This window comes from uncultured Shimia sp. (assembly GCF_947498095.1).
Lineage (GTDB): Bacteria > Pseudomonadota > Alphaproteobacteria > Rhodobacterales > Rhodobacteraceae > Shimia.
The window spans coordinates 1-13,554 of record NZ_CANMJE010000021.1 but is presented as its reverse complement, the minus strand read 5'-3'; the positions used below and the strand labels follow the sequence as shown (position 1 = coordinate 13,554).

Genomic DNA, 13,554 nt, shown 5'->3' with positions numbered 1-13,554 from the left:
GGACACAAAATTAGAAACGGAAAGAGTCTAAAATGGCTGATCTGAAAGCACTCGCCGAAAGCATCGTGGGTCTGACCCTGCTGGAAGCACAAGAACTGAAAACAATCCTTAAAGACGAGTACGGCATCGAGCCCGCCGCTGGCGGCGCCGTAATGGTCGCAGGTGCAGCTGGCGGCGACGCCGGTGGCGCAGCCGAGGAAGAGAAAACCGAATTCGACGTCATCCTGAAGTCGCCCGGTGCCTCGAAAATCAACGTCATCAAAGAAGTCCGCGGCATCACTGGCCTGGGCCTCAAAGAAGCTAAAGAACTGGTTGAAGCCGGTGGCAAAGCTGTCAAAGAAGGCGTGTCGAAAGACGAAGCTGAAGAGATCAAAGGCAAGCTGGAAGCAGCTGGCGCCGAGGTCGAAGTTAAGTAATCATTGCCGGGGTTTCCCCGGAATTGATGTCAGGCTGGGTCCGTTTTACGGGCCCAGCCGAACCTGTCTCAGAGAGCCCCTTTTTTCAGGGGGTTTTCTAAGACCAGGTTCAAAGATCGGGAGGCTTCCTTTGGGACGGAGGCCAGGAATTGATCGAACTTGTGTCGTCTCGGATGAGTGCGCTGTCGGGGCCCGACGACAGGCGCGTTCGCTAGAGAAACTGAAAGGTGCTACTGACCATGGCTCAGACCTACCTTGGCCAAAAACGCTTGCGTAAATATTATGGCAAAATCCGCGAAGTGCTGGAGATGCCGAACCTGATCGAAGTGCAGAAAGCGTCATATGACCTGTTCCTGCGCTCCGGTGATGACCTCATTCCAATGGATGGTGAGGGCATCAAAGGTGTTTTCCAATCGGTCTTCCCGATTAAGGATTTCAACGAAACCAGCGTGCTGGAATTCGTGAACTATGAGCTGGAAAAGCCGAAATACGATGTCGAAGAGTGTATGCAACGCGACATGACCTATTCGGCACCGCTCAAGGTGACATTGCGTCTGATCGTATTTGATATCGATGAAGACACTGGCGCCAAGTCGGTCAAGGACATCAAAGAGCAAGACGTCTTCATGGGCGACATGCCCCTGATGACCCCGAACGGCACCTTTGTTGTGAACGGCACCGAGCGTGTGATCGTTTCACAAATGCACCGGAGCCCGGGCGTGTTCTTTGATCACGACAAAGGCAAAACCCATTCCTCGGGCAAACTGCTGTTTGCTTGCCGCATTATTCCCTACCGCGGCTCGTGGCTGGACTTTGAGTTCGACGCCAAGGACATCGTCTTTGCCCGCATCGACCGTCGCCGCAAATTGCCCGTGACCACGCTGCTTTATGCACTGGGTCTGGATCAAGAAGGCATCATGGATGCCTATTATGAGACCGTAAACTACAAGCTGGAGAAGAAGAACAAAGGTTGGGTCACCAAATTCTTCCCCGCTCGTGTCCGCGGCACGCGCCCGACATTTGATCTGGTTGACGCCAAAACAGGCGAAGTGATTGGTGAAGCCGGCAAGAAGGTAACACCACGCGCGGTCAAAAAGATCATCGACGATGGCAAGATCACAGATCTTCTGGTGCCGTTTGAGCATATCGTTGGCAAATTTGTCGCCAAAGACATCATCAACGAAGAAACCGGTGCGATCTATGTCGAAGCCGGTGATGAGCTGACTCTGGAATACGACAAAGACGGTGAATTGATCGGTGGTTCGGTCAAAGACCTGATCGACAACGGTGTCAAAGAGATCCCTGTTCTCGACATCGATAACGTCAATGTTGGCCCCTACATGCGCAACACCATGGCGGTCGATAAGAACATGAACCGCGAAACCGCGCTCATGGACATTTATCGCGTCATGCGCCCGGGTGAGCCACCCACGGTTGAGGCCGCCTCGGCCTTGTTCGACACGCTGTTCTTTGACAGCGAGCGTTACGACCTGTCGGCTGTTGGTCGCGTGAAAATGAACATGCGTCTCGCACTGGATGCCGAAGACACCCAGCGTACCCTGCGCAAGGAAGACATTGTCTCTTGTATCAAGGCGCTGGTTGAGCTGCGCGACGGTAAAGGCGACGTGGACGACATCGACCACCTCGGCAACCGTCGTGTGCGGTCTGTTGGCGAACTGATGGAAAACCAGTACCGCGTTGGTCTGTTGCGCATGGAGCGCGCGATCAAAGAGCGGATGTCGTCGGTCGAGATTGACACGGTTATGCCGCAGGACCTGATCAACGCGAAACCGGCCGCTGCAGCCGTGCGCGAGTTCTTTGGCTCGTCGCAGCTGTCGCAGTTCATGGACCAGACCAACCCACTGTCGGAAGTCACCCACAAACGTCGTCTTTCGGCGCTTGGGCCAGGTGGTCTGACACGTGAACGTGCTGGTTTTGAGGTGCGCGACGTGCACCCGACCCACTATGGTCGGATGTGCCCGATTGAAACGCCGGAAGGGCCGAACATTGGTCTGATCAACTCGCTGGCCACGTTTGCCCGCGTGAACAAGTACGGCTTTATCGAAACACCTTATCGTAAGGTTGTGGACGCCAAAGTGACTGACGAAGTTCAGTACATGTCGGCCACCGAAGAGATGCGTCACACTGTGGCTCAGGCCAACGCGCATCTGGACGAAGAAGGTCGTTTTGAGAACGAGCTGGTCAACACCCGTAAGTCGGGCGACTACACGATGGCGTCGCGCGACAGCGTCGACCTGATCGACGTGTCACCGAAACAGTTGGTTTCGGTTGCAGCCTCGCTCATTCCGTTCCTTGAAAACGACGATGCGAACCGGGCCCTGATGGGTTCGAACATGCAACGTCAGGCGGTTCCGCTCTTGCGTGCAGAAGCGCCTCTGGTCGGCACCGGTATCGAAGAGATTGTGGCCCGTGACTCAGGTGCATCTATCATGGCGAAACGCGCAGGCGTGATCGACCAGGTTGATGCGCAGCGTATCGTTGTGCGTGCCACCTCTGATCTTGAACTGGGCGACGCTGGCGTGGACATTTACCGTCTGCGCAAGTTCCAGCGTTCGAACCAGAACACCTGCATCAACCAGCGTCCGCTGGTCAAAGTGGGTGACAAGGTCACCAAGGGCGAAGTTTTGGCCGATGGTCCGTCCACAGATATGGGCGAACTGGCTCTGGGTAAAAACGTGGTCGTCGCGTTCATGCCATGGAACGGCTACAACTACGAAGACTCGATCCTGATCTCCGAGCGTATCGCGCGCGATGACGTCTTTACGTCTGTGCACATCGAAGAATTCGAAGTTGCTGCCCGTGACACGAAACTGGGTCCGGAAGAGATCACTCGCGACATTCCGAACGTCGGTGAAGAAGCGCTGCGCAACCTCGACGAGGCTGGCATCGTTTACATCGGTGCGGACGTGGAGCCGGGCGATATTCTGGTTGGCAAGATCACCCCCAAAGGTGAATCGCCAATGACGCCGGAAGAAAAGCTCTTGCGCGCCATCTTCGGTGAGAAAGCCTCGGACGTACGTGACACCTCGTTGCGTGTGAAGCCGGGTGACTTTGGAACCGTTGTTGAGGTTCGCGTCTTTAACCGCCACGGTGTGGAAAAAGACGAACGTGCCCTGCAGATCGAGCGTGAAGAAGTTGAACGTCTGGCCCGTGACCGGGACGACGAGCTGGCGATCCTTGATCGCAACATCTATGCCCGTTTGAAGTCCATGATCCTCGGCAAAAAGGCTGTCAAAGGTCCAAAAGGGGTCAAATCTGGCTCTGAGATCAACGAAGATCTTCTCGAAACCCTGACCCGTGGCCAATGGTGGCAGCTGGCTCTGGAAGACGAGAAAGATGCTCAGGTGGTCGAAGCCCTGAACGAGCAATACGATGTGCAGAAACGCGCGTTGGATGCCCGTTTTGAGGACAAGGTCGAGAAAGTGCGTCGTGGCGACGATCTGCCTCCGGGCGTTATGAAGATGGTCAAAGTCTTTATCGCGGTGAAGCGTAAGCTGCAGCCGGGTGACAAGATGGCGGGCCGTCACGGCAACAAAGGTGTGATTTCCAAGGTTGTTCCGATGGAAGACATGCCGTTCCTTGCCGATGGTACGCCGGTTGACTTCTGTCTGAACCCACTTGGTGTTCCGTCGCGTATGAACGTCGGTCAGATCCTCGAAACTCACATGGGCTGGGCCGCACGCGGTCTGGGTCTGAATGTGGACGAGGCCCTGCAAGAGTATCGTCGTTCGGGTGACCTGACCCCGGTTCGCGAAGCCATGAAGCTGGCCTATGGCGAGGATGTCTACGACGAAGGCATCACCTCCATGAGTGAAGGTGAGCTGGTCGAAGCGGCTGGCAACGTGGCAACCGGTGTTCCGATTGCAACGCCAGTATTTGACGGCGCCAAAGAGGCAGACGTCAACGACGCTCTGGTTCGCGCGGGCTTCTCTGAATCGGGTCAGTCGACCTTGTTCGATGGTCGTACCGGTGAACAGTTCAGCCGCAAGGTGACTGTGGGGATCAAGTATCTCTTGAAACTGCACCACCTGGTCGACGACAAAATTCACGCCCGTTCGACTGGCCCATACTCGCTTGTCACGCAGCAGCCGCTGGGTGGTAAAGCACAGTTCGGTGGTCAGCGCTTTGGTGAGATGGAAGTCTGGGCTCTGGAAGCATATGGCGCAGCCTACACGCTGCAAGAGATGCTGACAGTGAAGTCGGATGACGTGGCTGGCCGGACGAAAGTCTACGAGTCGATCGTCAAAGGCGAAGACAACTTTGAAGCCGGCGTTCCGGAATCCTTCAACGTTCTTGTCAAAGAAGTCCGTGGCCTTGGCCTGAACATGGAACTCCTGGATGCGGAGGTCGAAGAGTAAGGGCCCCGCGCTCTTACCCTTCGCTCCCTTCCGCACGAATTTGAGGACATCAAAATGAACCAGGAAATTACAAACAACCCGTTCAACCCGTTGACCCCGCCGAAAGTTTTCGACGAGATCAAGGTTTCGCTGGCATCGCCCGAGCGTATCCTGTCGTGGTCCTACGGTGAGATCAAAAAACCTGAAACCATCAACTACCGGACGTTCAAGCCTGAGCGCGACGGTTTGTTCTGCGCGCGTATCTTTGGCCCGATCAAAGATTATGAATGCCTCTGCGGCAAATATAAGCGCATGAAGTATCGCGGCGTTGTCTGCGAGAAATGTGGTGTTGAGGTGACACTCCAGAAAGTACGCCGCGAGCGTATGGGCCACATTGAACTGGCCGCGCCTGTTGCACACATCTGGTTCCTGAAATCGCTTCCCAGCCGTATCGGCCTGATGCTCGACATGACCCTGCGCGATCTGGAACGTGTTCTCTATTTTGAGAACTACGTGGTGATCGAACCCGGTCTGACCGATCTGACCTATGGCCAGATGCTGACCGAAGAAGAGTTCATGGACGCCCAGGATGCCTATGGCATGGACGCTTTCACCGCCAACATCGGTGCCGAAGCGATCCGCGAAATGCTGGCGCAAATTGATCTGGAGTCCGAAGCCGAGCAGCTGCGTGCTGATCTGGCTGAGGCCACCGGTGAACTGAAGCCCAAGAAGATCATCAAGCGTCTGAAAGTCGTTGAATCTTTCCTCGAGTCGGGCAACCGGCCTGAGTGGATGGTTCTGACCGTGATCCCGGTGATCCCGCCAGAGCTGCGCCCGTTGGTGCCGCTGGATGGTGGCCGTTTCGCGACCTCTGATCTGAACGACCTCTACCGTCGTGTGATCAACCGGAACAACCGTCTGAAGCGTCTGATTGAACTGCGCGCACCTGACATCATCGTCCGCAACGAAAAGCGGATGCTGCAAGAGTCGGTTGATGCTCTGTTTGACAACGGTCGTCGTGGCCGCGTGATCACTGGCGCCAACAAGCGTCCGCTGAAGTCGCTTTCGGACATGCTGAAAGGTAAGCAAGGTCGCTTCCGTCAGAACCTTTTGGGTAAACGCGTCGACTTCTCGGGGCGTTCGGTCATTGTGACCGGCCCGGAACTCAAGTTGCACCAATGTGGTCTGCCGAAAAAGATGGCGCTCGAGTTGTTCAAGCCGTTCATCTATTCGCGCCTTGAAGCCAAAGGCCTATCTTCGACCGTGAAGCAAGCCAAGAAACTGGTGGAAAAAGAGCGTCCCGAAGTTTGGGATATCCTTGACGAAGTGATCCGCGAGCACCCGGTTCTTCTGAACCGCGCGCCGACATTGCACCGTCTTGGCATTCAGGCGTTTGAACCTGTGTTGATCGAAGGGAAAGCCATCCAGCTTCACCCACTGGTCTGCTCGGCCTTCAACGCTGACTTTGACGGTGACCAAATGGCCGTGCACGTACCGCTGAGCCTTGAGGCCCAGTTGGAAGCACGCGTCCTGATGATGTCGACCAACAACGTTCTGTCGCCTGCCAACGGCGCGCCGATCATTGTTCCTTCGCAGGATATGATCTTGGGTCTGTACTATACGACTATCGAGCGCGAAGGCATGAAGGGTGAAGGCATGGTCTTCTCGTCGATTGACGAGGTGCAATATGCCCTCGACACGGGCGAAGTGCATCTGCACGCTAAGATCACTGCCCGCCTGCCTCAGATCGATGAGGAAGGCAACGAAGTGATGACCCGCTTTGAAACCACGCCGGGCCGCGTGCGTCTTGGGGCCTTGCTGCCTCAGAACGCCAAGGCACCGTTCTCGCTGGTGAACAAGCTGTTGCGCAAGAAAGAAGTGCAGGCGGTCATCGACACTGTCTACCGGTACTGCGGTCAGAAAGAGTCGGTTATCTTCTGTGACCAGATCATGGGCATGGGTTTCCGCGAAGCGTTCAAGGCCGGCATCTCGTTCGGCAAGGACGACATGGTCATCCCAGATGACAAGTGGACCATTGTTGATGAGACACGCGATCAAGTTCGTGACTTTGAACAACAGTACATGGACGGCCTGATCACTCAGGGCGAAAAGTACAACAAAGTTGTCGATGCATGGTCCAAGTGTAACGACAAGGTCACTGATGCCATGATGGGCACGATCTCGGACGTTGAGCGCGATGAAAATGGCGCCGAAGCGGAACCGAACTCGGTCTACATGATGGCTCACTCTGGTGCGCGTGGCTCGGTCACTCAGATGAAACAGCTGGGCGGTATGCGTGGTCTTATGGCCAAGCCGAACGGCGACATCATCGAGACACCGATCATCTCGAACTTTAAAGAGGGCCTGACCGTTCTTGAGTACTTCAACTCAACCCACGGTGCTCGTAAGGGTCTGTCGGATACGGCGCTTAAGACGGCGAACTCGGGTTACTTGACCCGTCGTCTGGTCGACGTGGCGCAGGACTGCATCGTTCGTATGCACGACTGTGGCACCGAGAACGCCATCACCGCCGAAGCGGCAACGCGTGACGGTGAAGTGGTGTCTTCGCTGGCGGAGCGCATCCTTGGTCGTGTGGCCGCGGATGACATTCTGCGCCCCGGTACGGACGAGATTCTGATCGAAAAAGGTCAGTTGATCGACGAACGGATGGCCGATTCCGTAGACGAGGCTGGTGTGGCTGCAACGCGTATCCGCAGCCCGCTGACCTGTGAAGCCGAAGAAGGCGTTTGTGCCCAGTGTTATGGTCGTGACCTTGCACGTGGTACGCGCGTCAACACCGGTGAAGCGGTTGGCATCATCGCCGCCCAGTCGATCGGTGAACCCGGCACGCAGCTGACCATGCGGACCTTCCACATTGGTGGGGTTGCGCAGGGTGGCCAACAGTCGTTCCTGGAAGCAAGCCAAGAAGGTAAGATCGTCATCGAGAACGCTCAGATCCTTGAGAACGCCAGCGGCGACTCTTTGGTCATGGGCCGGAACATGAAGCTGATCATCCAAGACGAAAACGGCGAAGAGCGCGCCAACCACAAAGTTGGTTACGGCTCGAAACTGTTTGTCAAAGATGGCCAGTCGATTGGCCGTGGCGACAAGCTGTTCGAATGGGACCCCTATACTCTGCCGATCCTGGCCGAGAAATCGGGGACAGCCAAGTTTGTGGATCTGACCGTAGGTATCGCCGTACGCGACGAGACCGACGATGCCACTGGCATGACTCAGAAGATCGTGACCGATTGGCGTTCGGCGCCCAAAGGCAACGAGCTGAAACCTGAGATCATCTTGGTCGACAAAGATGGCGAGCCTGTCCGCAATGATGCGGGTAACCCGGTGACCTATCCGATGTCAGTTGATGCGGTTCTGTCGATCGAAGAAGGTCAAGAGGTACACGCAGGTGACGTTGTTGCGCGCATTCCACGCGAAGGCGCCAAGACCAAGGACATCACCGGTGGTCTGCCACGTGTGGCGGAACTGTTCGAAGCACGTCGTCCCAAAGACCACGCAATCATCGCAGAAATTGATGGTTACGTGCGCTATGGCCGCGACTATAAGAACAAACGTCGCATCTCGATCGAACCTGCTGATGAGTCGATGGAGCCCGTCGAATACATGGTGCCCAAGGGCAAGCACATTCCTGTTCAGGAAGGTGATTTCGTCCAAAAGGGTGACTACATCATGGACGGAAACCCGGCCCCCCACGACATTTTGTCGATCATGGGTGTCGAGGCACTGGCGGACTACATGATCAACGAAGTGCAGGACGTCTACCGTCTGCAAGGCGTTAAGATCAACGACAAGCACATCGAAGTGATCGTGCGCCAGATGCTGCAGAAGTGGGAGATCCAAGACTCCGGAGAAACCACACTGCTGAAGGGCGAGCACGTGGACAAGATGGAATTCGACATGGCCAATGAAAAGGCCGAGCGCGAAGGTCGTCGTCTGGCCCGTGGTGAACCAATTCTTCTGGGGATCACCAAGGCGTCGCTGCAAACGCGTTCGTTCATCTCGGCGGCCTCGTTCCAGGAAACCACCCGAGTTCTCACCGAGGCATCTGTCCAAGGTAAGAAAGATAAACTGGTTGGTCTGAAAGAGAACGTGATCGTGGGTCGTCTGATCCCGGCAGGGACCGGTGGCGCAACACAGCGTGTTCGTGGCATTGCTCAAGAGCGTGACAATGTCGTGCTCGAAGCGCGCCGCGAAGAAGCCGAAGCGGCTGCTGCTCTGGCGGCGCCGTCCGAGGACGTCTCGGCGGACGACATCTTTAGCGGTGGCGCTTCTGAAGCACCAGAAAGCCGCGATCAGGATTGATCCTGACACTGACCCAAACATGAAAAGGCCCCCGGCACCGCGCTGGGGGCCTTTTTCTTTGGCAGATGGTCTGCACTCTGCGAAGAACGGACTTGGCGAAGGGGCCGCCCGGACTTAGGGTCGCCGCGTTTGAACAGGGAATTTCGACTGCAATGAACAAGCTGTCAGATAACATGAAGGGCGCGCTTCTGATGATGTGCTCGATGGCGGCGTTCACCTTCAACGACACCTGCATCAAACTGATTGGCCCCGAGATGCCATTGTTTCAGCTGTTGTTTCTGCGCGGAGCAATGACCACGGTTCTCATTTTTGTCATGGCGCGGATGATGGGGGCCATACGGTTGCGTCTGCCTGCGTCCGACTGGGCGATGATCGGCCTGCGCACCGCCAGCGAGATCGGGGCAGCGTTTTTCTTTATCACCGCGCTTATGAACATGCCGATTGCCAACGTAACGGCGGTTTTGCAGGTTTTGCCCCTTACCGTGACATTGGGAGGGGCTCTGATCTTCCGAGAAGCTGTTGGCTGGCGACGCATGACAGCGATCCTTGTGGGGTTTGCCGGGATGCTGCTGATCGTGCGGCCTGGCCCGGACGGCTTTGACATTTATGCGTTTTACGCACTGGCAGCCGTGGCATGTGTCACGCTGCGCGATCTGTCGACCCGCCGCATGTCGTCGGCGGTGCCATCGATGACTGTGACACTGGCCGCGTCGGTTGGCGTGATGCTGTTTTCGGCCATTGCGACGCAATCCGAGACATGGATTCCCGTTACCGCGCGCGATGCGGCGCTGTTGGCCGGAGCGTCGGTCTTTATCATCGGCGGATACTTCTTTTCCGTGGCGGTCATGCGTATTGGCGAGGTGAGTTTCGTAGCACCCTTCCGCTACACCAGCCTCGTTTGGGCTTTGCTGCTGGGGTTGGTGGTGTTTGGCGACTGGCCGGACACGCTCACGTTGATCGGGGCAGCGATTGTTGCGGCGACCGGCATCTTTACGCTTTTGCGCGAAGGCCAACTGCGCCGACGTGCCTGAGACCGCCGGGCGTGCTGTTGACAAGGCCTGCGACTCTGCGTATACGCGCGCTCATCCGGTAAATGGGGACGTCCCCGACCACCGAATTCAAAACTTAAGTGGACAAGGTCCGGGCTACTTTTAAGCCCCGATCCTCTGGAAACACACCGCGTCGTTTGCCTCGGAATGGAAACGATTGCGGTTTTTGCGCTTGTGGACGCACAGGCCGCGTAAAAGTCGCACCGCAGAGGGGATCGCCCTTTGTAGCAATAATTGGAAACGGGAAAGAGACCCTATGCCAACGATCCAACAGCTGATCCGCAAGCCGCGTCAGCCTAAAATCAAGCGCTCGAAGTCGCAGCACCTTGAGCAGTGTCCCCAAAAACGTGGCGTTTGCACCCGCGTTTACACAACCACTCCGAAAAAGCCGAACTCGGCGATGCGGAAAGTGGCCAAGGTTCGCCTGACCAACGGTTACGAAGTCATTTCGTACATCCCGGGTGAAAGCCACAACCTGCAAGAGCACTCGGTTGTTCTTATCCGTGGCGGTCGTGTGAAAGACCTTCCGGGTGTCCGTTACCACATCCTGCGCGGTGTTCTGGATACCCAAGGCGTCAAAGACCGTAAGCAACGTCGTTCGAAATACGGCGCGAAGCGTCCTAAGTAAGAAGGAGAGGCTGAGATGTCACGTCGTCACGCCGCTGAAAAACGCGAGATTCTGCCCGACGCCAAATTTGGCGATAAGGTGCTGAGCAAATTCATGAACAACCTGATGATCGACGGCAAAAAGTCGGTTGCAGAGAAAATCGTCTACAACGCGCTGGATCGTGTTGAAGACAAGGTCAAGCGCGCCCCCGTGGAAGTGTTCCACGAAGCGCTGGACAACATCAAACCATCGGTCGAGGTTCGCTCGCGCCGTGTGGGTGGTGCAACCTACCAGGTTCCCGTCGAAGTGCGCCCCGAGCGCCGCGAAGCTCTGGCCATTCGCTGGCTGATCACCGCGTCGCGCAAGCGCAACGAAAACACCATGGAAGAGCGCCTTGCTGGTGAGCTTCTGGATGCGGTCAACTCGCGCGGCACAGCCGTCAAAAAGCGGGAAGACACTCACAAGATGGCCGAGGCGAACAAAGCCTTCAGCCATTATCGTTGGTAATCCCAGAGAGGCATCAAACCAATGGCACGCGATTATACGCTCGATCATTACCGCAACTTCGGTATCATGGCGCACATCGATGCAGGTAAAACAACCTGCTCGGAACGCATCCTGTATTACACCGGCAAATCCCACAACATTGGTGAGGTGCACGACGGTGCAGCCACCATGGACTGGATGGAGCAGGAGCAGGAACGCGGCATCACCATCACGTCGGCTGCGACCACCACATTCTGGGAACGCACCGAAGATGGTCAGACTGCTGACTCCGAAAAGCACCGCCTGAACATCATCGACACCCCCGGCCACGTTGACTTCACCATTGAAGTTGAGCGTTCGCTGGCGGTTCTCGATGGCGCTGTCTGTGTTCTCGACGCCAACGCCGGTGTTGAACCCCAAACCGAAACCGTGTGGCGTCAGGCTGACCGCTACAAGGTTCCGCGTATGGTTTTCGTCAACAAGATGGACAAAATCGGCGCTGACTTCTTCAACTGTGTTCACATGATTGAAGACCGCACCGGTGCGGTTGCTGTTCCAATCGGTGTTCCGATTGGCGCCGAAACCGAGCTGGAAGGCCTGGTTGATCTGGTGACCATGGAAGAATGGCTGTGGCAGGGTGAAGACCTTGGCGCATCGTGGATCAAAGCGCCGATCCGTGAGAGCCTGCAGGACATGGCCAACGAATGGCGTGGCAAAATGATCGAAGCGGCCGTCGAAATGGACGACGACGCGATGATGGAATACCTGGAAGGCAACGAGCCCGACGTTCCAACCCTGCGCAAACTGCTGCGCAAAGGGACACTGGAAATGGCGTTCGTTCCGGTTCTGGGTGGCTCCGCGTTCAAAAACAAAGGCGTTCAGCCTCTGTTGAACGCTGTGATCGACTATCTGCCCAGCCCGCTGGACGTTGTTGACTACATGGGCTTCAAACCCGGTGACGAAACTGAAACTCGTGACATCGCCCGCCGTGCGGACGACGACATGGCGTTCTCAGGTCTCGCGTTCAAAATCATGAACGACCCCTTTGTTGGCTCGCTGACCTTTACCCGCATCTACTCGGGCACGTTGGGCAAGGGCGACACGCTCCTGAACTCGACCAAAGGCAAGAAAGAGCGCATCGGTCGTATGATGATGATGCACTCGAACAACCGTGAAGAAATCACCGAGGCATTTGCTGGTGACATCATCGCGCTGGCCGGTCTGAAAGACACCACAACCGGGGACACGCTCTGCGCCGTCAACGATCCTGTGGTTCTTGAAACCATGACATTCCCTGATCCGGTCATCGAGATCGCGGTTGAGCCTAAAACCAAGGCTGACCAAGAGAAGATGAGCCAAGGTCTGGGCCGTCTGGCTGCCGAAGACCCCTCGTTCCGTGTGGAAACTGACATCGAAAGCGGTCAGACCATCATGAAGGGCATGGGCGAACTTCACTTGGACATCCTCGTGGATCGTCTGAAGCGCGAGTTCAAGGTTGAAGCGAACATTGGTGCACCTCAGGTGGCCTATCGTGAAACCATCTCGAAAGAGGTCGAGCACACCTACACCCACAAGAAACAGTCGGGTGGCTCTGGTCAGTACGCCGAGGTGAAAATGATCATCTCGCCGACCGAAGCTGGTGAAGGCTATTCGTTTGAGTCCCGCATCGTTGGTGGTTCGGTTCCCAAGGAATACATCCCGGGTGTTGAAAAAGGCATCAACTCGGTCATGGACAGCGGCCCTCTGGCTGGCTTCCCAGTGATCGATTTCAAGGTGGCTTTGATCGACGGTAAGTTCCACGATGTTGACTCGTCGGTTCTCGCCTTTGAGATCGCAGGTCGTATGTGTATGCGTGAAGGTATGCGCATGGGCGGCGCCAAGCTCTTGGAACCGATCATGAAGGTCGAAGTGATTACCCCGGAAGAATATACCGGCGGTATCATTGGCGATCTGACCTCGCGTCGTGGCCAGGTGACTGGTCAGGAACCACGCGGCAACGCCGTTGCAATCGACTGTTTTGTGCCTCTGGCCAACATGTTCGGCTACATCAACACACTTCGTTCGATGTCGTCGGGCCGCGCCCAGTTCACCATGCAGTTCGATCACTACGATCCGGTTCCGCAGAACATCTCGGAAGAAATTCAGGCGAAATACGCCTAAGCGAAATTGGGGAAGCGGTCACCGCTTCCCCCACCAGACATCAAGGAGGCCACCATGGCTAAGGAAAAGTTTGAACGCAGTAAACCGCACTGCAACATCGGCACCATCGGTCACGTTGACCACGGTAAGACCACTCTGACGGCAGCGATCACCAA

General features: G+C 56.2%; 8 protein-coding genes. All 8 read left to right on the top strand.

Features of this window, described 5'->3' with window-relative positions; translation table 11 throughout:
• Positions 1-32: 32 nt before the first annotated feature.
• A complete protein-coding gene (gene rplL, locus Q0932_RS19585; protein ID WP_299356794.1) occupies positions 33-416 on the top strand; it encodes a 50S ribosomal protein L7/L12 in 384 nt (127 codons plus the stop codon).
• 239 nt (positions 417-655) lie between these two features.
• The gene (rpoB, locus tag Q0932_RS19580) at positions 656-4,795 is read left to right on the top strand and encodes a DNA-directed RNA polymerase subunit beta (RefSeq protein WP_299356792.1); all 4,140 of its coding nucleotides are present in this window, start codon (positions 656-658) and stop codon (positions 4,793-4,795) included.
• 54 nt (positions 4,796-4,849) lie between these two features.
• Entirely contained in the window at positions 4,850-9,097 is a 4,248-nt protein-coding gene (gene rpoC / locus Q0932_RS19575; protein WP_299356790.1) for a DNA-directed RNA polymerase subunit beta', read from the top strand.
• A 152-nt stretch (positions 9,098-9,249) separates the two neighbouring features.
• Positions 9,250-10,128 (top strand): DMT family transporter, encoded by an 879-nt coding sequence (locus Q0932_RS19570; protein WP_299356788.1) that lies wholly within the window; start codon positions 9,250-9,252, stop codon positions 10,126-10,128.
• Positions 10,129-10,402: 274 nt separating this feature from the next.
• A complete protein-coding gene (rpsL, locus tag Q0932_RS19565; protein ID WP_054000841.1) occupies positions 10,403-10,774 on the top strand; it encodes a 30S ribosomal protein S12 in 372 nt (123 codons plus the stop codon).
• Positions 10,775-10,789: 15 nt separating this feature from the next.
• Positions 10,790-11,260, top strand: coding sequence for a 30S ribosomal protein S7 (gene rpsG, locus Q0932_RS19560; protein WP_299356782.1), 471 nt, complete (start codon positions 10,790-10,792; stop codon positions 11,258-11,260).
• A gap of 21 nt (positions 11,261-11,281) precedes the next feature.
• Positions 11,282-13,399: an elongation factor G gene (fusA, locus tag Q0932_RS19555; RefSeq protein WP_299356780.1), complete on the top strand. Its 2,118-nt coding sequence runs from the start codon at positions 11,282-11,284 to the stop codon at positions 13,397-13,399.
• Positions 13,400-13,453: 54 nt separating this feature from the next.
• A partial coding sequence (locus Q0932_RS19550; protein ID WP_255107233.1) for a GTP-binding protein occupies positions 13,454-13,554 on the top strand: 101 nt, incomplete at its 3' end.